This window comes from Thalassobaculum litoreum DSM 18839, assembly GCF_900102465.1.
In the GTDB taxonomy this organism is placed as follows: Bacteria; Pseudomonadota; Alphaproteobacteria; order Thalassobaculales; family Thalassobaculaceae; genus Thalassobaculum; species Thalassobaculum litoreum.
In genome coordinates this window covers 113,679-134,732 of sequence record NZ_FNBW01000010.1, presented here as the reverse complement: position 1 = coordinate 134,732, position 21,054 = coordinate 113,679, and the positions used below count along the sequence as shown (strand labels likewise).

Genomic DNA, 21,054 nt, shown 5'->3' with positions numbered 1-21,054 from the left:
ACGGCCGCGTCACGATTGCGCCACGACACTCTGCCTGTGCGCCGCCCGAAGCCGCGGTCGGCCGAACCGTCACTCGGCCTAACCTAACCGCTACTCGGCCGAATGGTCGCCGACCAGGACCTCGCGCTTGCCCACATGGTTGGCCTGGCTGACCACGCCCTCGGATTCCATGCGCTCGATCAGGGTGGCCGCCCGGTTGTAGCCGATCTTCAGGTGGCGCTGGATGAAACTGGTCGACGCCTTGCCCTCGCGCGCCACGATCGCCACCGCCTGATCGTAGAGTTCGTCGCCGGATCCGCCGCCCTCGCCGGCGCCGGAGAAGCCGAGCGGATCGCCGACCCCGTCGTCGTCCTCGGTGATGGTCTCGTCGTATTCCGGCTCGCCCTGGGTCTTCAGGTGGCGGACCACGTCCTCCACCTCCTCGTCGGAGCAGAACGGCCCGTGCACGCGGGTGATGCGCCCGCCGCCGGCCATGTAGAGCATGTCGCCCATGCCCAGGAGCTGTTCGGCCCCCTGCTCGCCCAGGATGGTGCGGCTGTCGATCTTGGAGGTGACCTGGAACGAGATCCGGGTCGGGAAGTTCGCCTTGATCGTGCCGGTGATGACGTCGACCGAGGGACGCTGGGTCGCCATGATGACGTGGATGCCGGCGGCGCGCGCCATCTGCGCCAGACGCTGGACCGCGCCCTCGATATCCTTGCCGGCGACCAGCATCAGGTCGGCCACCTCGTCGATCACCACGACGATATAGGGCAGGGGCACCAGGTCGAGGGGCTCCTCCTCGAAGACCGGCTTGCCGCTGTCGGCGTCGAAGCCGGTCTGCACCCGGCGCTTCAGCACCTCGCCCTTCTTCACCGCCTCGGCGATGCGGGCGTTGTAGCCGTCGATGTTACGCACGCCGAGCTTCGACATGGCCCGGTAGCGGCTCTCCATCTCGCGCACGGTCCATTTCAGCGCGACGACCGCCTTCTTCGGGTCGGTCACGACCGGGGAGAGCAGATGCGGGATGCCGTCATAGACCGACAGCTCCAGCATCTTGGGATCGATCATGATGAAGCGGCAGCGCTCCGGCGGCAGCCGGTAGAGCAGCGACAGGATCATCGTGTTCACCGCCACCGACTTGCCCGAGCCGGTGGTGCCGGCGATCAGCAGGTGCGGCATGCGGGCGAGATCGACGGCGATCGGCGTGCCGCCGATATCCTTGCCCAGGGCGATCGCCAGCTTGTGCGAGGAGCTGTTGATCGAGTCGGATTCCAACACCTCTCGGAAATACACGGTCTCGCGCCGGGCGTTCGGCAGCTCGATGCCGATCACGTTGCGTCCTGGGACCACGGCGACGCGGACCGAGACCGCGCTCATGGAGCGGGCGATGTCGTCGGACAGGCCGATCACCCGCGACGACTTGGTGCCGGGGGCCGGCTCCAGTTCGTACAGGGTGACCACCGGGCCGTAACGGACCTTGCCGATGGTGCCCTTGACGCCGAAATCGGCCAGCACGCTTTCCAGCATGCGAGCGTTCTGCTCCAGGGAATCCTCGTCCGGGCCGGTGGTCTGCGCCGGCGGATCCGTCAGCAGGTCGAGCTCGGGATAGACGTAGCTGCCGTCATTCGGACCGAGGTCGAACTGGCGCTGGGTGGCCTGGCGCGGCTTGGCGGTCTTGGCGGGCTTCTCCACCCGGCGCATCGACGGTTCGGCCGGCCGGTCGGCGGCCGCCTTGGCGGCGCGCACGGCCTGGCGCGGTGCCTCCGTCTCGCGGCGCTCTTCCTTCCAGGGGACGTCGCCCTCGTCGTCCTCGCCATCGCCGCCGTCCAGGCGCGGCTCCTTGCGGCGCACGCCGGCGCTGAAACCGGCGCCGAGCCGGGCACCGAGCCGCACACCGGCCTCGGCGCCGCGGGCGCCCATGCGGGCGCCGCTGGCCGCACCGCTGGCGGCGTGGCGGAACAGGCCTATGACACCCCGGATGGCCTCGATCAGGCCGATGCCGGCGGACCAGAGGCCGGCGGCCAGGGCCAGGAGGCCGGACAGGATCGCCACCGGCAGCAGCCCGCCGATCGGGGCGAGCTGGGCGGCGACAGCGCCGGCCGGGGACAGCACGATCGGGCCGAGGAAACCGCCGAGCCCGGCGCGCAGCGGCCAGGCGGCGGGCGGGGTGATCAGCGCCAGGGCGGCGGTCGCCAGAACCATGGACAGGGGCAGCAGGGCGATGCGCAGGGGCCAGCGTCCGACCCGCTCGTGCCGCAGGATCCGCCAGCCCCAGACGGCCGGGATCAGCGCCAGCAGGGCGCTGGCGGCGCCGAGCGACTGCAGCAGCAGGTCGGCGATCACCGCGCCGACGAAGCCGAAGGGATGGGAGATCGCGCCGGACCCCGCCGCGTTGAGCGAGGGATCGGCCGGGTCATAGGCGCCGATGGTGGCCGCCAGCAGACCGGCGGCGGCGATCAGCGCCAGACCGCCCGCCTCTTCGCCGCGCCGCTGCAGGTACCGGGTCGCCTCGACCGGCAGAAGGGTTCGATTCTCATTGCCGCCGGACGCCCGTGCCATGCGCCTCAGCCCTCCCAGATCTCGGAGACGCGCGGTGCCGCCGGAGGGCCAACTCCGGGCGGTTCACGCGTATCGGGTTTGTTCCAAACGCCGAACAACTCTATACGACAGGGAGTTAGCGGGCAACCTTCACAGGGAAGATAAGAAAAAATCGAATCCCCTCAAACAGAAAGCGGGCCCGATGACCAGCATCGAGCCCGAGTTATGGGAGAGTGCGGCGTCGAAAGGACCCTGCCGCCTGGGAAGCGGGACCGCCGGAGCGGTCCCGCCATTGGATTGGTCGATCGGTCCCTGATCAGAAGGTCTGGGAACCGCGACCGAACTCCGGATAGGCCTCCATGCCGTTCTCGGCACGGTCCAGACCCAGGGCTTCGTCCTCTTCGCTCGGCCGCAGGCCGAAGATCAGCTTGAGGATGAACCACAGGATAGCCGAGGTGATGATCATGAAGACCGCCACACCGACGATGCCGGTCAGCTGACCGCCGATCGTCGCATCGCCGTTGGAGAACACGACCGCGATCGTGCCCCAGATGCCGGCGACGAGGTGGACCGAGATGGCACCGACCACGTCGTCGATCTTCAGCTTGTCGAGCAGCGGCACCGCGAACACGACCAGCGCGCCGCCGATACCGCCGATGATGATCGACAGGAACGGCGACGGGGCCAGCGGCTCCGCCGTGATCGCCACAAGGCCGCCCAGCGCGCCGTTGAGCAGCATCGTCAGGTCGACCTTCTTGTACATGATGCCCGTGAGGATCAGGGCGATCACCACGCCGGCCGCGGCGGCCAGGTTGGTGTTCATGTAGATGGTCGCGATGGCGACCACGTCGGCGGCGGAGCCCATGGCGAGCTGCGAACCGCCGTTGAAGCCGAACCAGCCCATCCACAGGATGAACGTGCCCAGCGCGGCCAGCGGCAGGTTGCTGCCCGGCATCGGGTTGATCGAGCCGTCGGCCCCGTACTTGCCCTTGCGGGCGCCGAGGATGATGGCGCCGGTCAGAGCCGCCCAGCCACCCACGGAGTGCACGATGGTCGAGCCTGCGAAGTCCAGGAAGCCGGCCTCCGACAGCCAGCCGCCACCCCAGCTCCAGGACCCCTGGATCGGGTAGAGGATACCGGTCAGAACGACCGTGAAGATCAGGAACGGCAGCAGCTTGATGCGCTCGGCCAGGGTGCCGGACACGATCGAGGCGGCCGTGGCCACGAACACCATCTGGAAGAACCAGTCGGAGGCCGCACCGTAGCCGGCGGCGTCGTCACCGGTGAACGCGCCCTCGGCGTCGAACGGATCGGCGGCCGACCACGGTCCCGGGACGCCGAAGAAGCCGGAAACGTCGGCATACATAAGGTTGTAGCCGATCACCCAGTACATCAGACCGGCGATCGAATAGAGCGACACGTTCTTGGTGAGCTGCATGGTCGTGTTCTTGGTGCGGACCAGTCCGGCCTCGAGCATCGCGAAGCCGGCGGCCATCCACATGACCAATGCGCCGTGGAAGGCGAAGGAGAAAGTGTTGAAAATGAACGCGGTCTCGATCGAGACTTCGGCCGAGGCGCTCTTGGTGAAGCCAACCGTCGCGACGGACGCCGCGAGGGCCAGCAGGCTGAAGGACATGAACTTCTTCATCGATTGTGCTCCCCGCCGCTACTCAGAGCGCGTCCGCGTCGGTTTCGCCCGTGCGGATACGAACCGCCTGGGCCACGTCCAGCACGAAGATCTTGCCGTCGCCGATCCGGCCGGTATTCGCCGACTTCTGGATCTGCTCCGCCACCTGGCCGACCATGTCGTCGGCAACGACGACCTCGACCTTGACCTTCGGCAGGAAATTCACGGAATACTCCGCGCCTCGATAGATTTCGGTTTGGCCCTTCTGACGGCCGAAACCCTTCACTTCGCTGACGGTAAGACCCTGGATTCCCAGGCCCGTCAGCGACTCGCGCACTTCGTCGAGCTTGAAGGGCTTGATGATGGCCATGACGAGTTTCATATCGCCCAACCTCGCACCTTGTGTTCCCCAAAACTCCGATCGGCGCCCGCGCGGTCCGGAAACCCCCCAGGTACTGCCCGCGCGCCGAGCGGAGCGGCCGCGTCATGCAGGCCAGTGGTTCCATCATCAAGAAGCGTGCCGAAAGCGAGGTTTGTTGAATCATTGATTGATTCCGGGGTGTTAAACGCCGGGTATGGTTCAGCCGTGCGGCGTGCCCCGAATAGAATGGTCAGAAATTAGCCGAAAAAACGGGACTGCCTAAAAATCAGGCAGATCAAATGCGTGATACGCGACCATCTGCCCCTTGTCCTGAGCGCCCGGCGCGCCATTCTGAGAACGGGATATCAGGAGACCGACCATGGCTTCGACTTCCAAGGGACCCTCCCGGGGCACTTCCACGGGGCTTCCGCCGGCGCAGGCCAAGCGCGACATGCCGCAGGACGAGGCCGATACGGTGATCGTCGGAGCCGGACTGTCCGGGCTGACCATGGCCCTGGCGCTGGCCGAGGCCGGGCTGTCCAGCATCATCGTCGACCGGGTCGATCCGCGCGCCGCGGTCGCCGGCCGCAACGACATCCGCACCACCGCCATCTCCCTGTCCTCGCGCCGGCTGATGACCGTGCTCGGCGCCTGGCAGGCCGTGGCCGACGGCGCCGGGCCGATCCATGACATCCGGGTGTCCGATTCCGGCTCCAGCCGCTATCTGCACTACGATCACAGCACGGTCGGCGACGAGCCGATGGGCCATATCGTCGACAATGGGGCGCTGAAGACCTCGCTGCTGGCGCGTCTCGCCGACCATGGCGACCGGGTGACCTTCGTCGAGCCGGGCTCCGCCGCCGCCCTGGCGGTCACCGCGGGCCGGGCCTGCCTCACCCTGGAGGACGGTCGGGTGCTCTCGGCCCCGCTGGTGATCGCCGCCGACGGGCGCGGCTCGCGGGTTCGGGCGCTCGCCGGCATCCGCACCACCACCGTCGACTATCACCAGAGCGCGGTGGTCGACACCATCGACCATACCGAAGACCACCGGAACCTGGCCCATGAGCGCTTCCTGCCGGGCGGGCCGCTGGCGCTGCTGCCGCTGCTCGACCGGAACCGGTCGGCCCTGGTCTGGTCGGAGCGCACCGCCGTCGCCGAGCGGATCGCCCAGCTCGACGACGCGGGCTTCGCCGCAGCGTTGGAGGAGCGCTTCGGCGATTCCCTCGGAACGATGAGGCCGGTGGGGCCGCGCGCGGTGTATCCGCTGACCCTGACCCTGGCGGAGTCCGGCATCGCCGACCGGGTGGCGCTGGTGGGCGACGCCTTCCACGCCCTGCACCCTATCGCGGGGCAGGGGTTCAACGTGGGGGTGCGCGACATCGCGGTGCTGGCGGAAGTGCTGGCCGACGCGGCCCGTCTCGGCCTCGACATCGGCGGCGTGCCGGTGCTGCGCGATTACCAGCGCCAGCGTCGTTTCGATATCATGACGATGGTGGCCTCGACCGACGGGCTGACCCGGCTGTTCTCCAACGACATCGCCCCGGTGCGCACGGCCCGCCGTATCGGCCTGTCGGTGGTGCAGCAGGTCCCGATGTTCAAACGGGCCGCGATCCGCCATGCCATGGGGACCCTGGGCACCCTGCCCCGGCTGCTGCGCGGCGAGCCGGTTTAGGCTGTTTAGCACCTTAATTCGCCCCCCGGCACAAGGCCGGAGCGTGCAAGAAAATTCGGCGTTTAGAATGCGTTCAGCCGCGCGACAGGCCGGCCTTGGCGAGCGCGTCCTCGTAGGCCGCCATCATCGTGGCGCCCTCTTCGGCGAGCTTGCGCAGGTAGCGCCAGGTGAACAGGCCGGTGTCGTGGCCGTCGCTGAAGACGATCCGCACCGCGTAGTTGCCCACGGGCTCGACCGCCTTGATGGTCACCGCGCGCTTGCCGGCCACCAGGGTCTTTCCGGCAGCACTGTGGCCCTGGACCTCGGCCGAGGGGCTCTCCACCCGCATCAGCTCGGCCGCGATGGTCCCCGACACGCCGCTCTCGAAGGTCACTGCCAGGGCGCTCCGGTCGCGGGTGACCCGCAGTTCGGTCGGCCAGTCGCCGGTCGTGGCGTCAGGGGCGCCGGGATCGCTCACGCCGGCGACCCCTCGTCCAATCGTCGCGCCTCCTCGACCAGCATGATCGGCACGCCGCCGCGGATCGGGAAGGCCAGGCCCGCCTTCTCGCTGACCAGCTCCTGCGCCACCCGGTCATAGGTCAGGGCCTGCTTGGTCACCGGACAGACCAGGATCTCCAGCAGCTTCGGGTCGATCCCGGCGCCGGTCGGGCCGACGGGGCCGGACTCCGGTTCCGGCGCGTTAGTGTCGGGCATGGTCGCCTCCGCTCGTATCGGCGACCGCCATGTCGAGCAGGGCCAGCATCATGCTGGCCCGTGACTTGAGCGAATCGCATTCCAGAAGAGCCTGTTTCTCGCTGCTCTCGAACGGGCAGACCATGGCCAGCGTGGTGACCAGCCGGTGGTCCGGTGTCTGTTCGATCACGCCCCAGTCCGCGGTGATGCCCTGGGCGTCGAAATACTGCTTGAGCCGGGTGACCAGCAGGCCGCGGTCGAGTTCCGCGTCGCAGTCGCCCTCCAGGTCTCCGGCAAACGGTCCCCAGTCGGCGATGACCCGGCGGTAGCCGCGCATGGAGGCGATCTCCTCGTCGACCACGAACCGGCATACTCCGGTCAGGGTGATCAGGAACCGGCCGTCATCGGTCTCGGCGAACTGGGTGATCCGGCCGGCGCAGCCGATCCGGTAGAGGCAGCGCGATCCCGCCTCGGAACCGCCCTCGGCCGGCTTCGGCTGGATCATGCCGATCAGCCGGTCGGTGGCGAGGGCGTCGCGGGTCATGTTCAGGTAACGCGGCTCGAAGATGTTCAGCGGCAGCTTTCCCCGTGGCAGCAGCAGCACGCCGGGCAGGGGAAACACCGGCAGGGTCGCCGGCAGCTCGTCGAAGCTCGGGTCGAACGGGCTTGGACTCATCGCGTCGCCGCCTTTCCTTTCCCCGGGTTCAGGAGAACAACAGCGAGGACAGACGGCGCCGCGCGTCGGCGGTGACCGGGTCCGTCGGGCCCATCGCTTCGAAATATTTCAGCAGCTGCTTGCGCGCCGCCTCGTCCTCCCACTTCCGGTCGATGCGGATGCTCTCCAGAAGCTGCTCCACCGCGCCCGCGCGGTCGCCGGTGGCGTAGAGGGCGGCGGCGAGGTCGATGCGCGAGCGGTGATCCTTCGGATCGGCCTCGACCTTGGCGCGCAGGGTGTCGAGTTCGGCGCTGGCCTTGGCCCCTTCCTTCGCCAACTCGATCTGGGCGATCACCGCCTGGACGGCCTTGTCGGCCTTCACGTCTTCGGGGATCTGCTCCAGCACCTTCTCGGCATGATCCGACCGCCCATCGGCGAGCAGGCACTTCAACAGCCCGGCGAGGGCCGCCGGATTGGTCTGCTCGTGCTGGAGGATCTGCTGATAGAGGGCGCCCGCCTGCTGGTGGTCGCCGGCCTCCATGAGTTGGTCCGCCTGCTCCAGGGCCTGCTCGATCGGCGACGGGCCGGCGGCACCGCCGACCCGCTCGATCAGCGCGGTGATCTCGCTCTCGGGAACCGCGCCCTGGAAGCCGTCGACCGGCTGGCCGTCCTTGAAGACGTAGACCGTGGGGATCGACTGGATGCGCAGCTGGCCAGCGATCTCGGGGCTCTCGTCCACATTGATCTTGACCAGCTTCACCGAGCCGCCGGCCTTGCGAACGGCGTTCTCCAGCGCGGGGGTGAGCTGCTTGCAGGGGCCGCACCACGGTGCCCAGAAATCGACCAGCACGGGCATCTGCATGGAGGCATCGACCACCTCGGCCATGAAGGTTGCCGTGGTCGCATCGACGATTGCGGCCTCTCCGGTCTGTCCGCCGGGTTGCGCCGCGCCCAGGATCGGTTCCATCTGCTGCGTTCCTCTGTTCTGGGAGTGACTATCTAAAGTGCGACCGTGTCGCGACAAGGGTGAAGGGGGGCGATTTTCGTCGCCGCGCCCTGAAATTGGGGCCGCCGAGGCTCAATCGCCAGAGGCGGCGGAGAGGTCGAGGATCTGCGGAGTATGCCCGCAGGCCTCGATGAAGCGGGTGAGGGCGTCGGGCGTGACGGCGATGGTCATCTCGTTCGACAGCGGGTGATAGTTGAGGGGCGAGATGCCCATCATCTCCTTGTCCAGGATCACGGTGACCGAGGTCTCGGTGTCGTTGATCAGCGTGAACGGCGACACCGCGCCCGGGATCACCCCCAGGGTGTTCATCAGCCGGTCCGCACTGCCGAAGGACAGGCGCACGCCGCCGAGCAGGGCGCCCAGCGCCTTCAGGTCGATCCGCCGGTCCTCCAGGCAGACCACCAGCCACATGGCGCCCTTGCGGTCGCGCAGGAACAGGTTCTTGCAGTGCCCCCCGGGCAGGTCGCCGCGCAGCGCCTTGCTGTCCTCCACCGTGAACAGCGGCGGGTGGGTGTGCAAGTCGTAGGCGATGTCCAGCGCGTCGAGTCGGGCCAGCAGCGTCTCGGGCGAGGTGGGCAGTTCGGGCGAGGTAGGCGTCTCGCTTTCGGCCATCTGGGAAGCTCCGGTATGCGCGGTTTCGGTGGCTTGTCGCGGTGTGTGATGGGCTTGTCTAGCGCATTTTGCGCTCCGGGTGCAGCACCGGAGGGTTTTCGCGCCGCGCCGCGCCGGCGGGAAGCCGTGAACGGTCTGCGTCTGCCGCGGCGCGTGCTATCCTGGGAAGAACCGAATTCGGTGTTCCTGCTCGGTATGGAGTGTCCCATGCGCCGTGTCGCCCTCGCCCTTCTCGCCGCCCTGCTCGTCCTGTTGCCCCTGTCGGCCCCGGCCCGGGCCGCCGGCCCGGTCGTCCTCACCGTGACGGGGGCCATCGACAACACCAACCGCGGACCGTTCGACCCGTTCTCCGACGTGCTGTTCGGCACGCTGCAGGAGACGTTCGAGAAAGCCTACGCGCTGACGCTGGACGATCTGGCCGCGCTGCCGCAGAAGACGGTCGAGATCGGCTATTCGAACTGGCCCGGGCCGGTGACCGTCAGCGGTCCGACGCTCGCCGCCGTGCTCGACCTCGTCGGGGCGACGGGCAGCGAGGTGCTGGTCCAGGCCGTCGACGGGTATGCCCCGTCCTTCAAGATCGCCGAGGTGCGCGCTGGAACCTTCGTGCTGGCCACGTCCCAGGGCGGGAAGCCGCTGGCCCTGGGCGGGCGAGGTCCCGTATGGCTGGCGTTCCCGGCCGGCAGTTACGAGGGTCAGACGGCGGATGACGACTCCGGCCTCGCCTGGGCCGTCTTTCATATCAAAATCGCTGCCGGCGAGTGAGCCTGCGCCGCGAGCCGTGCCATAGCTATTTGAAAACGCTTGGGTTTTAGCCATATTTCGGGGGCAAAAAAAATCCGTGGAAAAAGGCGTTAATCGCTCTTGCAATCGTGCGATCCGCCGGTATTATCCGCGGCCTCGACGGAGCGCGGGCGTAGCTCAGGGGTAGAGCACAACCTTGCCAAGGTTGGGGTCGTGAGTTCGAATCTCATCGCCCGCTCCAATTTTCCTGCACATCGACGGTGTATCAGTCCCCCACCGGGGGACCCGTGGCGACCACGGGGCTACCGGCGCGGTCCGGGCATTCGTGTCAGCGACGCAGCCTGAGCAGCAGACCCTGGGCGACATTGGCGATCGCGTTCGCCGCCGCCGGCCCCATCTGGTCGGCGAGTTCGTCGGCCAGCTCCAGCAGCAGACCGGCCTGGCGGCTCAGCACCACGGCGTTGCCGTCCGTCAGGTTCAGGACCGCATCCTCCGCCGCGAGATACCGGTCCACGTCCGGGTGCGGCTTCCAGGCCTCCGCCGAGGGCGGTAGCGCCTTCCAGGCTTCCCGCGCCATGTCGAACTCCACGAACACCGCCTCCACCTCCGGATCGACGACCGTCGGCGCCGGCGACTGAGTCAGGGCGCCCATCGGAACGCTCAGCCCGGACGAGCCGGCAAGCGAGGCCAGGGCATCCGCCACCAGGCGCCGCGCCTCCTCGGCGTCCTCTGCGAGGTCGGGGTCCTCCGGGAAGTCCTGATCCGGGCTGCGGGGATCCGTCCGCAGCGGGCGCCGGGTCAGCAGCTCGAGCGCATGGGCAAGCTGGATCGAGGGGACGGTGAGCCCCACGGGCAGCCCGTGACCGCGCAGGACGTCGGCACGCGACATGTCGGCGCGCGAGGCTCCCGCGCCGGCCGCGCCGCGCGGGGGCGCAAGGGTCCGGGTGAAATCAAAGAGTGTATCGAGATCCTGCGGCCCCGAGGTGCCGGGACCGGCACCGCCGCCAACTCTGTCATCCGATGGAGGCATGTGTCCGATCCGTCACCTGTTCTGCCATGCGCGAGTATCGAAGCATCAGACTAGCGATATAATTGCATCTTGCCTATCGAAAATCGATCAGGTTTTGATCTATGCCGATTTTTAGCCAAGTCAAACCGATCATCCATCTATCATATTTAAAAATTCAGCCGCTGGATGTAGTCTCGTCCAATGGACGACTACCTGACAGGCGAGGCGTTGCGGGCCGCGCTGGCGCGGCTGAACTGGACCCGCGAGCGATTGGCCGTGGCGGCCGGCCTCGGCGAGGCGACGGTCTACCGCATGCTGGCGCAGAACGGTGCGATTCAGGCCAGGCGCAGCTCGATCGACAAGGTGGCCACCGCGCTGGCGGCGGAGGGGGCGCTGGACCGGCCGAAGGCGCCGGGCGAGCTGGATCCGCTGATCACGGTCGCGCTACCGGCCGAGCTGATCCGGCGCATGCCCGGACGGTTCACCAGTCTGACCCGGCTGTGGGCCCAGTCGATGGAAACTCAAGATCTGGAGGATCTGGTGCGCCGCCTCGGCGGGGCGACCGACCGAATGTCCAGCGTCAATGTCGGCGACGACGGCGGGCTGCGGATCGGCCTGCTCGGTCACGGGCTCCGGTGGGCGTCCAACAACATGGTCGGACGCCCCCTGATGGAGCTCGCGGATCAGGACGTGGCGGTGTCCGCCTCAGAACGCTATTGGCGATCGATCATCGCCAATGAGCCGAACCTTGCGTATTGCCGCCGCGGCGACCTCGAGTTCACCGTGCTCAGCGTACCAGTTCGGCATGCTGGACGGCAGGCTGTGGTGTCTTGGTCGGAACTAGGACGTCCGGACCTTTGGAGATGAAGTCCAGGGCATCCTTCATGATCTGCACCGGCGCCGCGTAGCCGAACCAGAGGGGCGTGGGCGGCGTGGTGTAGTGCCACGTGGCGCCCGGCTCCAGGAACAGCGGCCGGTACCGCTCCGCGATGCCCTTCTTCATGATGATCTCCGGCACCATGAAGAAGACGTGCTTGGCATCCCAGACATCGACCGCGAAGCTGCGACCGATCATCGGCAGGAACGGCACCAGCAGCCTGGACAGATCCGTGCCCCGCAGATCCGGGCGCACCCAGATGCCGCCGGAGAAGGCCGAGGGCCCTTCCATCGCCTCGAACCACTCGCGCACCGTCCCGAAGATCTCGATATCGGGCTTGGCGCAGGCGTTGTGCAGGCCGATCTCGTCGATGTACTCGGCCATGGTGTCGACCGGCAGGTAGAGGCCGCAGGCATAGGTGCCGATGGTCTCTCCGTCCTTGTGGATCAGGACGCACATTCCACGGTCGGCGTTTGTGGTCTCGTTGAAATATCCCGGGAAGGCAATGGCAGTATCCCGGTCGACGTTCGCGAAGGCCGCGAAGTCGCCGTGGATGGTCATTTCCGCACCGTGGCGGGCCAGCGCGCGCTGACCCTCGGCGATGAGGTCACCCATGATCGTTCCGGCCAAGGCCTGGGGCAGTCGAGTTCTTTGCATTTGATCCTCCATTGGCGAATGGGCATCCGGGCCAGCCGTCACCTGAAAGAGAAACAAACAACCGTGCGACGTATTGACTCGGATTCGGCAAACGCTGAACTTTATCGCAGGTGAAGAAATCCAATCAATATTTGATCAGTTTCCTATCTATTCTATCAATTTTTGATAGACGGAAGACAGCCAAAGAAAAAACCGCGGCGCGCGTGTCCGATGGAGGCCCCGACCCGTAAATATCCATAATCCCTGAATTGTTTCCGGTAGTTCGGCCGTTCTGATAGGCTCGCTGGCGACCGAATTTCTAAGGGGGGACCGCTATGCGCAACCGCACTGAGACCCTGAAGCTGGAGAAGATCGATGCCGTTTGCGCCCTGGTTCTCGCGCGATTGCAGGGAGCCAAGGCGGAGACGGCGGAGACCTTCGTGCGTCAGTTCTTCGCCAACGTGGCACCGCAGGACCTGATCGACGAGGAGGTCGAGGACCTGTTCGGCGCGGCGATCGCGATCTGGACCTACGGCCGCGAACGCAAGCCGGGCCAGGCCCGGATCCGGGCCTACAATCCGCGTTTCGAGGAAGTGGGCTGGCAGTCGACCCACACGGTCATCGAAATCGTCAACGACGACATGCCGTTCCTGGTCGATTCCGTCACCGCCGCCCTGAACCGGCGGGACCTGACGGTGCATCTGGTCATCCACCCGATCCTGCGGGTCGTACGCGACGACAAGGGGGTGGTGACGTCCTTGCTGAAGGAGGATGCGGGGGCACAGGGCGCCGCCGGTGAATCCTTCATGCACCTCCAGGTGTCGGAACAGACCTCCTCCGAGGCGTTGGCCGAAATCGAGGCCGACCTGGCCCAGGTGCTGAAGGACGTGCGCGCCGCCGTCGAGGACTGGCGCACCATGCGCAAGACCATGGTCGACGTCATTGCCGAGCTGGAGAAGGCGCCGCCGAAGGCCGCGAGCAAGGACGATCTGACCGAGATCTGCGCCTTCCTGCGCTGGATCGAGGACAATCACTTCACCTTCCTCGGTTACCGCCAGTACGACTACAAGACCACCGGCAAGAAGCTCCGCATGGAGGTGGTCGAGAAGAGCGGCCTCGGCATCATCCGGTCGCCCGAGGTCAGCGTGTTCGACGGTCTGCGCGACATCTCGGCGCTGCCCGACCAGGTCCAGGGCTTCCTGCTCGACCCGACGCCGCTGCTGGTGATGAAGGCCAACAAGGTCTCCACCGTGCACCGGCCGGTGCCGCTCGACTCCATCAGCGTCAAGAAGATCGACAAGTCCGGCAAGGTGGTCGGCGAGCACCGGTTCATCGGGCTGTTCACCTCGGTCGCCTATAACGAAAGCCCGAAGGAGATCCCGCTGCTGCGCCGGCGGGTGGAGAAGATCGTCGAGCGCGCCGGCTTCCGCCCGGCCAGCCACGACGGCAAGGCGCTGGTCAACATTCTGGAGACCTATCCCCGCGACGAGCTGTTCCAGGCCAGCGAGGACGAGCTGTTCGAGATCTCGATCGGCATCCTGCACCTGCAGGAACGCCAGAAGACGGCGCTGTTCGTGCGCCGTGACGCGTTCGAGCGTTTCGTCAGCGCGCTCGTCTTCGTGCCGCGCGACCACTACAACACCCAGCTGCGGCAGCGCTTCCAGGCGATCCTGGCCACCGCCTTCAACGGCGAGGTGACGGCGTTCTACACGCTGATGTCGGACAGCGTTCTGGCGCGCCTGCATTTCATCATCGGGACCACCCGCGGCGAGATCCCCAAGGTCGATTTCGACGAGCTGGAGCAGCGGCTGATCGATGCCGGGCGGAGTTGGGCCGACAAGCTTCACGACGCCCTGGTCGCCGACAAGGGGGAGGAGAGCTCCCAGAAGCTGCTGCGGCGATACGGGCCGGCCTTTCCGACCGCCTACAAGGAAGCCTACCCCGCCCATGCGGCGATCTTCGACATGGAGCGCATGGAGGAGATTCGGTCCGACCAGACGCTCGGCATGAACCTGTTCCGGCCGATCGGGGTGGATGAAGACGTCCTGCACCTGAAGCTGTTCCACGGCCGCGAGCCGGTACCGCTCAGCGACGTCATGCCAATGCTGGAGAACATGGGCGTGCGCGTGCTCTCCGAGGTGCCGTTCGAGATCGAGGGCGGCGGCCTGGAACACCCGATCTGGATGCACGATTTCGAGATGCGGCTGCGCGCCGAGACTGAGTGCGATCTCGCCACCATCAAGACGCCGTTCCAGGAGGCCTTCGCCGCCGTCTGGGACCGGCGGATGGAGAATGACGGATTCAACGGCCTGGTGCTGAACGCCGGGCTGACCTGGCGCGAGGTCACCGTCATCCGCGCCTACGCCAAATACCTGCGCCAGGCGGCCTTCACCTTCTCCCAGGACTACATGGAGGAGACGCTGCTGGCCTATGCGCCGATCGCGCGTCTGCTGGTGAAGCTGTTCGCCGCCCGCTTCGATCCGGCGGCCGAACAGGACCGGACGAAGGCGGTCGAGGGGCTCGAGGACAAGATCCATTCCGCCCTCGACGACGTGGCCAACCTGGACCAGGACCGCATCCTGCGCCGGTTCCTGAACCTGATCCGCAGCACCCTGCGCACCAACTTCTACCAGATGGGCGAGGACGGCGAGCCGAAGAGCTACACCTCCTTCAAGCTGGACAGCCAGTCGCTTCAGGACCTGCCCCTGCCGCGCCCCATGGTGGAGATCTGGGTCTACAGTCCGCGGGTCGAGGCCATCCATCTGCGCGGCGGCAAGGTGGCGCGCGGCGGCATTCGCTGGTCCGACCGGCGCGAGGACTTCCGCACCGAGATCCTCGGGCTGATGAAGGCCCAGCAGGTCAAGAACGCGGTCATTGTGCCGGTCGGCTCCAAGGGCGGCTTCGTGGTCAAGCGCCCGCCGGTCGGCGGCACCCGCGAGGAGGTCCAGGCCGAGGGGATCGAGTGCTACAAGACGCTGATGCGCGGGATGCTCGACATCACCGACAACATCTCCGGCCCCGACATCATTCCGCCCAGGCATGTGGTGCGCTACGACGGCGACGACCCCTATCTGGTGGTGGCCGCCGACAAGGGCACGGCGACCTTCTCCGACATCGCCAACGGCGTGTCCCAGGATTACGGCTTCTGGCTGGACGACGCCTTCGCGTCGGGCGGCTCGGCCGGCTACGACCACAAGAAGATGGGCATCACCGCCCGCGGTGCCTGGGAGAGCGTGAAGCGGCATTTCCGCGAGCTCGGCCACAACACCCAGAGCGAGGACTTCACGGTCGTCGGCTGCGGCGACATGTCGGGCGACGTGTTCGGCAACGGCATGCTGCTGTCCAAGCACATCCGCCTGGTCGGCGCGTTCAACCACCTGCACATCTTCGTCGATCCGGACCCGGATACGGCCAGGAGCTTCAAGGAGCGCCAGCGGCTGTTCGAGCTGCCGCGCTCGAGCTGGTCCGACTACAACGCCAAGCTGATCTCCAAGGGCGGCGGCGTGTTCGACCGCTCGGCCAAGTCGATCAAGCTGAGCCCGGAGATCAAGAAGGCGTTCGGCATGACCGAGGATTCGGTACCGCCGAGCGAGCTGATCCGCGCCATGCTGAAGGCCGATGTGGATCTGCTCTGGTTCGGCGGGATCGGCACCTACATCAAGTCCGAGCGCGAGAGCAACGCCGATGTCGGCGACCGGGCGAACGACCCGGTGCGGATCGACGCCAAGGAGATCGGCGCCAAGGTGCTGGGCGAGGGCGCCAATCTCGGCGTCACCCAGCGCGGCCGGATCGAGGCGGCGCTGCGGGGCGTGAAGCTGAACACCGACGCCATCGACAACTCCGCCGGCGTCGACTGCTCCGACCACGAGGTCAACATCAAGGTCCTGCTCGGCGCGATCGTGTCCGACGGCGACATGACCCTGAAGCAGCGCGACAAGCTGCTGGAGGCGATGACCGACGACGTGGCCGAGCTGGTGCTGGCGGACAATTACGACCAGACCCAGGCGCTCTCCATCGCCTCCCACAAGGGGCTGTCGCTGATCGATGCCCAGAGCCGGCTGATGCGGGAACTGGAGCGCGGCCATCTGAAGCTGAACCGGCGCATCGAGTTCCTGCCGGACGACGAGGCCATCGCCGACCGGGTGACCGCCGGCAAGGGACTGACCCGTCCGGAACTGGCCGTCCTGCTGGCCTATGCCAAGATGGAGCTGTACGACGACCTGCTGGACAGCGACCTGCCGGACGACCCGGCCCTGGCCGAGGATCTGGCGCTGTACTTCCCGGAGCGGCTGCGCGCCAAGCACGGCAAGGCGATCACGGAGCATCGCCTGCGTCGGGAGATCATCGCCACCACGGTCACCAACTCGATGATCAACCGGGTCGGGGCGACCTTCCTCAACACCCTGCACGAGCAGACCGGCGCGAAGCCGGCGGAGATCGCCCGCGCCTATACCGTCGTGCGCGACGTGTTCGGACTGCGCGGGCTTTGGGACGCCATCGAGGCCCTGGACAACAAGGTGCCGGCCGCCCTGCAGACCCGGATGCTGCTGGACATCCAGCGGCTGGTCGAGCGCGAGACCCTGTGGTTCCTGCGCAACGGCCGCCGTCCGCTCGACATCGCCAGCCACGTCAACGAGTTCGAGCCCGGCGTCAGCGCCCTGAAGGGCTGCCTCGTCGAGGTCATTGGCGATGTTGAGCGCGACGACCTGAGGCTGGTCTGTTCCGAGCTAGAGGAGAAGGGCGTGCCAAAGGACCTCGCCCACGAGATTGCGTCCCTGGAGGCCCTGTCCTCGGCCTGCGACGTGGTCCGGCTCGCCCTCGCCTCGAAATCCGAGGTGCGGACGGTCGCCATCGTCTACTTCAAGGTCGGTGCGCGCTTCTCGCTCGACTGGCTGCGTGACCGGGCCTCGGAACTGGCGGCCGATACCTATTGGCAGAAGCTGGCGGTCAACGCCCTGGTGGACGATTTCTACCAGCACCAGAGCCAGCTGGCGCAGCACGTGCTCGGCCATGTGGATGCGGGCGGCGGCGGATCGGGTACGAAACCCAAGAAGGCGACGGGCAAGAAGGCCCCCGACACTGCGGTGGCCGACACTGCGGCTGCCGACACTGCGGCCGTCGGCAACGGCGACGTCGCCGCCACCGATGCCGCCATCACCGCCTGGAGCGCCGACCGCGTGGACGATGTGGATCGGGCGGACCGGCTGCTCGACGACATCCGCTCCGCCGACCATGTCGATCTGGCCATGCTTGCCGTGGCCAACGGCCAGATGCGGGCGCTGCTGTCGCGATGAGCCCGGAGGGTACGGCGCATCCGGCGAGCGTGGCCACGGGCGAGGTTCCCGGCGGCCGGATCTCGTGGGAGGTCGACTATCGCCGGCTGGTCCTGATCATCCGTCTGTGCGGTGGGGTGACCGATGACGATCTGTCCAACGGCGTCCCGGAGATCTGGCACCGCCACCCCGAGGTGCTCGACTGCGCCACCCTGGTGGACGCCCGCGAGCTGACCGGCGAGGGGAAATACGGCTGGCGCGGCCTGCGCGACGTGTCGAGCGCCTGGAAGCGCTTCGCCATGGGGCGCGACGCCGGCACCCGGGTGGCGATCGTGCTGCGCGACACCCTATTGACCAAGCTCGCCCGGGCGGTCAGCTTCGACTATCCGGGGTCCGTGTTCCGAATCTTTTTCTCCGTCGAGGACGCCGAGGATTGGCTGGGAATGAGATGAGCCGCCTCCCGCGTGCGCCGGTCATCGGCTGGTGCCTGTACGACTGGGCGAATTCGGCGTTTCCGACGGTGATCTCCACCTTCGTCTTCGCCGCCTATTTCACCAAGGCGGTGGCGCCGGACGAAACCACGGGCACCTTCCTGTGGGGCAACGCGACGGCCATCGCCGCCGTCTGCATCGCCCTGCTGAGCCCCGTGCTGGGGGCGATCGCCGACCGCACCGGCAAGCGCAAGCCCTGGCTCGCGGTGTTCTCCCTGGTCTGCATCGTGGCGTCGGCGGCGCTGTGGACCGTGGAGCCCGATCCGTCCTTCATCACCCGGGCCCTGGCGCTGGTGATCGTCGCCACGCTCGGTTTCGAATTCGCAACGATCTTCTACAACGCGATGCTGGCGGAGGTGGCGCCGCCCGACAAGATCGGCCGGGTCAGCGGGCTGGGCTGGGGGCTCGGCTATTTCGGCGGGCTCGCCTGCCTGGTGGTGGCGCTGTTCGGCTTCATCCAGGCCGATCCGCCACCCTTCGGCATGGGCACCGAGGCCGAGGAGCCGGTGCGCGCGACCTTCATCCTGGTGGCGGTCTGGTTCGCGGTCTTCTCCCTGCCGTTGCTTCTGTTCGTGCCGGAATCCCGGCTGCGGGAGAACGAGGCGCTGGACGAGGCGGTGGGCGACGGGCTGAAGCGGATCTGGACCACCCTGCGCCGCCTGCGCTGGTCCCAGCCGGTGACCCGGTTCCTGGTGGCGCGGATGCTGTATGCCGACGGGCTGACCACCCTGTTCACCTTCGGCGGGATCTACGCCGCCGGCACCTTCGGCATGGCGTTCGACGAGATCATCATTTTCGGCATCTCGCTGAACGTGACCGCCGGCATCGGGGCGGCCGCCTTCGGCTGGCTCGACGACCGGATCGGGCCGAAGCGCACGATCTTCCTGGCGCTGATCGGGCTGGTGCTGTTCGGAGTGGCGGCCCTGCTGGCGCCGGACAAGACCTGGTTCTGGGGGATCGGCATGGCGCTGGGGACCTTCATGGGCCCGGCCCAGGCGGCCTCGCGCACCTACATGGCCAAGCTCGCCCCGCCGGATCAGCGCGCCGAGATGTTCGGTCTGTTCGCTCTTTCCGGTAAGGCGACGAACTTCGCCGGCCCGCTGCTGCTGGGCTGGGCGACGCTGGCCTTCGACAGCCAGCGGGCGGGGATGGCGACGATCGTGCTGTTCCTGGTGGCCGGCCTCGCGCTGCTCACCACGGTGCGCGAGGAGCGGTAGGGGGCTTTCCTCTCCACCAAATACACTCCCCGGATTCATTCCGGGGTAAGCGGCGACGCTTGGGCGGGAGCTCGGGAATCGGCGTGAAACGCGCCGCATTCCACTTGGGCTCGCCCCGGAACAAGTCCGGGGAGTGTGTGAGGGGAGTGTGAGAAGGGTGGGAGGAAGAGAGGCTCTCAGAACGCCGGCGAGGTCGCCGTGATCCGGGTGAGGCCCTCGGGCGCGTCGTCGTGGTCGAGCTCGATGTCCCAGTACAGGTAGTCCCGCCAGCTCTCATGCAGGTAGTTCGGCGGGAAGCCGCGGCCGCTCTGCTGCAGCTCGTAGGCGGTGGGCTGTTTCGGCGCGGTGATCGGGATCATGCCGATATCGCGCGGCATGTGGTTGCCCTTCACCAGATTGCAGGCGCCGCAGGCGGTGACCACGTTCTCCCAGCTCGTCCGCCCCCCGCGCGAGCGCGGGATGACGTGATCGAAGGTCAGCTCCTGGGTCGGGAAGCGGTCGGCGCAGTACTGGCAGGAGAAACGGTCACGCAGGAACACGTTGAACCGGGTGAAGGCCGGACGGCGCGACTGGTGCACGTATTCCTTCAGCGCGATCACGCTGGGCAGCCGCATCTCGAAGCTCGGGCTGCGCACGGTCGTGTCGTACTCGGAGACGATGTTCACCCGGTCGAGGAACACCGCCTTGACGGCATCCTGCCAGCACCAGAGCGACAACGGAAAATAGGAGAGCGGCCGGAAATCGGCATTGAGGACGAGCGCGGGTGCTGCGTCCGGCCCCGTCACCGCGTGCTCCTCCGATTTCTCGGCAGGGCACGCGGCGCGCGACTAGGGAGAGCAGCGGCATGCCACGCAGCGCTTTGCTGCATGTTTTGCCACAACATCTTGTCGTCCCAGTCGCTTCGCATCGCAGTGACCGCCCATTTAGTGGGGAGTTCGTGCCAGGCTTCGAGGCGTTATATATCTATATGTTGTTACAGTTTTATGGTCCCCGCAAGGCCCATCGCGGGGGTCGGTCAAACCCCAAGAACTCTCCGCAGAAACGCCGCCCCGGCCCCGAGCCCGACCTCGTCGATTCCATGGCCGAGACCCGGCCGCGCGATCGATTCGACGGCCACTCCGGCGGCTGTGAGCCCGGTCTGGGCCGCCTCCATCGCGCCGAAGGGCACGACCTCGTCCGCCGTGCCGTGGACCAGCAGGACCGGCGGTTTGGCGGTGACCGGATCGTCCGGCAGATCGCCGGCGATCAGCGCGCCGGAATAGCCGACGATTCCGGCGACCGGCGCCGGCCGGCGCAGGGCGGTATAGAGCGACATCATGGTACCCTGGCTGAACCCGACCAGCGCCAGCTTGTCGGCGCCGAGGCCGAGACGCGCCAGCTCGGCGTCGAGAAAGGCGTTGAGCATCGGCGCGGCGCCGCGGATGCCGGCCAGCATGTCGGCCGGATCGCGGCTCTGCAGGCTGAACCACTGGCGGCCGAACGGGGCCATGTCGCAGGGATAGGGCGCGTTGGGCGAGGCGAAGGCGACCGAGCCCATCTCGCGCGCCCAGACCGGGGCGATGCCGATCAGGTCGTTCCCGTCCGCTCCCAGGCCGTGCAGCATCACCACAAGGGCGTCCGCCTCGCCGCCGGTCGCCGGTCCGAACCGGGGGCCGTCCAGCTCTGTTGCCTGAGTCTCCGCCATG

The 21,054-nt window shown here is 67.3% G+C and carries 18 protein-coding genes and 1 tRNA gene; 7 read left to right on the top strand and 12 right to left on the bottom strand.

The features are described from left to right. Positions 1-90 precede the first annotated feature (90 nt). The 3 genes from BLS34_RS16730 to BLS34_RS16720 form a co-directional block, all read right to left on the bottom strand. Complete coding sequence (locus BLS34_RS16730; RefSeq protein WP_093152023.1) at positions 91-2,541, bottom strand: FtsK/SpoIIIE family DNA translocase; 2,451 nt, start codon at positions 2,539-2,541, stop codon at positions 91-93. Positions 2,542-2,836: 295 nt separating this feature from the next. Further along, positions 2,837-4,168: an ammonium transporter gene (locus BLS34_RS16725; RefSeq protein WP_028796025.1), complete on the bottom strand. Its 1,332-nt coding sequence runs from the start codon at positions 4,166-4,168 to the stop codon at positions 2,837-2,839. 22 nt (positions 4,169-4,190) lie between these two features. Continuing rightward, complete coding sequence (locus BLS34_RS16720; RefSeq protein WP_028796024.1) at positions 4,191-4,529, bottom strand: P-II family nitrogen regulator; 339 nt, start codon at positions 4,527-4,529, stop codon at positions 4,191-4,193. A 358-nt stretch (positions 4,530-4,887) separates the two neighbouring features. Here BLS34_RS16720 and BLS34_RS16715 point away from each other — a divergent pair, with 358 nt between their 5' ends. Continuing rightward, positions 4,888-6,180 carry a UbiH/UbiF/VisC/COQ6 family ubiquinone biosynthesis hydroxylase gene (locus BLS34_RS16715; RefSeq protein WP_245702011.1) on the top strand — a complete coding sequence of 431 codons (1,293 nt, stop codon included), beginning with the start codon at positions 4,888-4,890 and terminating at the stop codon, positions 6,178-6,180. A gap of 73 nt (positions 6,181-6,253) precedes the next feature. Here the strand turns inward: BLS34_RS16715 and BLS34_RS16710 are convergent, their stop codons facing one another. The 5 genes from BLS34_RS16710 to BLS34_RS16690 form a co-directional block, all read right to left on the bottom strand. After that, positions 6,254-6,637 (bottom strand): gamma-butyrobetaine hydroxylase family protein, encoded by a 384-nt coding sequence (locus tag BLS34_RS16710; protein WP_051245150.1) that lies wholly within the window; start codon positions 6,635-6,637, stop codon positions 6,254-6,256. Then, on the bottom strand, positions 6,634-6,873 hold the full coding sequence (locus BLS34_RS16705) for a Trm112 family protein (RefSeq protein ID WP_028796021.1): 240 nt from the start codon (positions 6,871-6,873) through the stop codon (positions 6,634-6,636). The genes BLS34_RS16710 and BLS34_RS16705 overlap by 4 nt, the downstream gene beginning before the upstream one ends. Then, positions 6,860-7,528, bottom strand: coding sequence for an LON peptidase substrate-binding domain-containing protein (locus tag BLS34_RS16700; protein WP_028796020.1), 669 nt, complete (start codon positions 7,526-7,528; stop codon positions 6,860-6,862). Before BLS34_RS16700 ends, BLS34_RS16705 begins: the two co-directional genes overlap by 14 nt. Before the next feature lie 28 nt (positions 7,529-7,556). Further along, complete coding sequence (trxA, locus tag BLS34_RS16695) at positions 7,557-8,474, bottom strand: thioredoxin (RefSeq protein ID WP_093152021.1); 918 nt, start codon at positions 8,472-8,474, stop codon at positions 7,557-7,559. A 111-nt stretch (positions 8,475-8,585) separates the two neighbouring features. Then, positions 8,586-9,125 (bottom strand): prolyl-tRNA synthetase associated domain-containing protein, encoded by a 540-nt coding sequence (locus tag BLS34_RS16690; RefSeq protein ID WP_028796018.1) that lies wholly within the window; start codon positions 9,123-9,125, stop codon positions 8,586-8,588. 207 nt (positions 9,126-9,332) lie between these two features. Between BLS34_RS16690 and BLS34_RS16685 the strand changes: the two genes are divergently transcribed. Continuing rightward, positions 9,333-9,887 (top strand): putative pterin-binding protein, encoded by a 555-nt coding sequence (locus BLS34_RS16685; protein WP_139189367.1) that lies wholly within the window; start codon positions 9,333-9,335, stop codon positions 9,885-9,887. A gap of 145 nt (positions 9,888-10,032) precedes the next feature. Beyond that, positions 10,033-10,107 (top strand) — tRNA-Gly (locus tag BLS34_RS16680). A gap of 87 nt (positions 10,108-10,194) precedes the next feature. On the opposite strand, the gene BLS34_RS16675 is transcribed toward BLS34_RS16680, so the two are convergent. Further along, on the bottom strand, positions 10,195-10,896 hold the full coding sequence (locus BLS34_RS16675; RefSeq protein ID WP_139189366.1) for a hypothetical protein: 702 nt from the start codon (positions 10,894-10,896) through the stop codon (positions 10,195-10,197). A 180-nt stretch (positions 10,897-11,076) separates the two neighbouring features. Here BLS34_RS16675 and BLS34_RS25505 point away from each other — a divergent pair, with 180 nt between their 5' ends. Beyond that, positions 11,077-11,742: a helix-turn-helix domain-containing protein gene (locus tag BLS34_RS25505; RefSeq protein ID WP_139189365.1), complete on the top strand. Its 666-nt coding sequence runs from the start codon at positions 11,077-11,079 to the stop codon at positions 11,740-11,742. Here BLS34_RS25505 and BLS34_RS16670 read toward each other — a convergent pair. Further along, positions 11,663-12,409 (bottom strand): hypothetical protein, encoded by a 747-nt coding sequence (locus BLS34_RS16670; protein ID WP_169400899.1) that lies wholly within the window; start codon positions 12,407-12,409, stop codon positions 11,663-11,665. The genes BLS34_RS25505 and BLS34_RS16670 overlap by 80 nt on opposite strands. 314 nt (positions 12,410-12,723) lie before the next feature. Between BLS34_RS16670 and BLS34_RS16665 the strand changes: the two genes are divergently transcribed. The 3 genes from BLS34_RS16665 to BLS34_RS16655 are packed head-to-tail and all read left to right on the top strand — an operon-like array spanning position 12,724 to position 19,369. Continuing rightward, complete coding sequence (locus tag BLS34_RS16665; RefSeq protein WP_093152013.1) at positions 12,724-17,682, top strand: NAD-glutamate dehydrogenase; 4,959 nt, start codon at positions 12,724-12,726, stop codon at positions 17,680-17,682. After that, positions 17,679-18,113, top strand: coding sequence for a hypothetical protein (locus BLS34_RS16660; protein WP_139189363.1), 435 nt, complete (start codon positions 17,679-17,681; stop codon positions 18,111-18,113). The genes BLS34_RS16665 and BLS34_RS16660 overlap by 4 nt, the downstream gene beginning before the upstream one ends. Next, complete coding sequence (locus tag BLS34_RS16655) at positions 18,110-19,369, top strand: MFS transporter (protein ID WP_028796013.1); 1,260 nt, start codon at positions 18,110-18,112, stop codon at positions 19,367-19,369. The genes BLS34_RS16660 and BLS34_RS16655 overlap by 4 nt, the downstream gene beginning before the upstream one ends. A gap of 176 nt (positions 19,370-19,545) precedes the next feature. Here the strand turns inward: BLS34_RS16655 and BLS34_RS16650 are convergent, their stop codons facing one another. Together BLS34_RS16650 and BLS34_RS16645 are read right to left on the bottom strand one after the other, a co-directional pair. Further along, on the bottom strand, positions 19,546-20,154 hold the full coding sequence (locus tag BLS34_RS16650; RefSeq protein WP_038015660.1) for an HNH endonuclease: 609 nt from the start codon (positions 20,152-20,154) through the stop codon (positions 19,546-19,548). A gap of 230 nt (positions 20,155-20,384) precedes the next feature. Then, positions 20,385-21,053, bottom strand: coding sequence for an alpha/beta hydrolase (locus BLS34_RS16645; protein WP_093152010.1), 669 nt, complete (start codon positions 21,051-21,053; stop codon positions 20,385-20,387). Position 21,054 lies beyond the last annotated feature (1 nt).

What these genes read in the sequence shown, in the direction of transcription:
- trxA (WP_093152021.1), bottom strand. Translation starts at nt 8,474, where the DNA reads ATGGAACCGATCCTGGGCGCGGCGCAACCCGGCGGACAGACCGGAGAG.
- BLS34_RS16675 (WP_139189366.1), bottom strand. Translation starts at nt 10,896, where the DNA reads ATGCCTCCATCGGATGACAGAGTTGGCGGCGGTGCCGGTCCCGGCACC.
- BLS34_RS16685 (WP_139189367.1), top strand. Translation starts at nt 9,333, where the DNA reads ATGCGCCGTGTCGCCCTCGCCCTTCTCGCCGCCCTGCTCGTCCTGTTG.
- BLS34_RS16715 (WP_245702011.1), top strand. Translation starts at nt 4,888, where the DNA reads ATGGCTTCGACTTCCAAGGGACCCTCCCGGGGCACTTCCACGGGGCTT.
- BLS34_RS16670 (WP_169400899.1), bottom strand. Translation starts at nt 12,409, where the DNA reads ATGCAAAGAACTCGACTGCCCCAGGCCTTGGCCGGAACGATCATGGGT.
- BLS34_RS16645 (WP_093152010.1), bottom strand. Translation starts at nt 21,053, where the DNA reads ATGGCGGAGACTCAGGCAACAGAGCTGGACGGCCCCCGGTTCGGACCG.
- BLS34_RS16725 (WP_028796025.1), bottom strand. Translation starts at nt 4,168, where the DNA reads ATGAAGAAGTTCATGTCCTTCAGCCTGCTGGCCCTCGCGGCGTCCGTC.
- BLS34_RS16720 (WP_028796024.1), bottom strand. Translation starts at nt 4,529, where the DNA reads ATGAAACTCGTCATGGCCATCATCAAGCCCTTCAAGCTCGACGAAGTG.
- BLS34_RS16665 (WP_093152013.1), top strand. Translation starts at nt 12,724, where the DNA reads ATGCGCAACCGCACTGAGACCCTGAAGCTGGAGAAGATCGATGCCGTT.
- BLS34_RS16690 (WP_028796018.1), bottom strand. Translation starts at nt 9,125, where the DNA reads ATGGCCGAAAGCGAGACGCCTACCTCGCCCGAACTGCCCACCTCGCCC.
- BLS34_RS16660 (WP_139189363.1), top strand. Translation starts at nt 17,679, where the DNA reads ATGAGCCCGGAGGGTACGGCGCATCCGGCGAGCGTGGCCACGGGCGAG.
- BLS34_RS16705 (WP_028796021.1), bottom strand. Translation starts at nt 6,873, where the DNA reads ATGCCCGACACTAACGCGCCGGAACCGGAGTCCGGCCCCGTCGGCCCG.
- BLS34_RS16730 (WP_093152023.1), bottom strand. Translation starts at nt 2,541, where the DNA reads ATGGCACGGGCGTCCGGCGGCAATGAGAATCGAACCCTTCTGCCGGTC.
- BLS34_RS16700 (WP_028796020.1), bottom strand. Translation starts at nt 7,528, where the DNA reads ATGAGTCCAAGCCCGTTCGACCCGAGCTTCGACGAGCTGCCGGCGACC.
- BLS34_RS16655 (WP_028796013.1), top strand. Translation starts at nt 18,110, where the DNA reads ATGAGCCGCCTCCCGCGTGCGCCGGTCATCGGCTGGTGCCTGTACGAC.
- BLS34_RS25505 (WP_139189365.1), top strand. Translation starts at nt 11,077, where the DNA reads ATGGACGACTACCTGACAGGCGAGGCGTTGCGGGCCGCGCTGGCGCGG.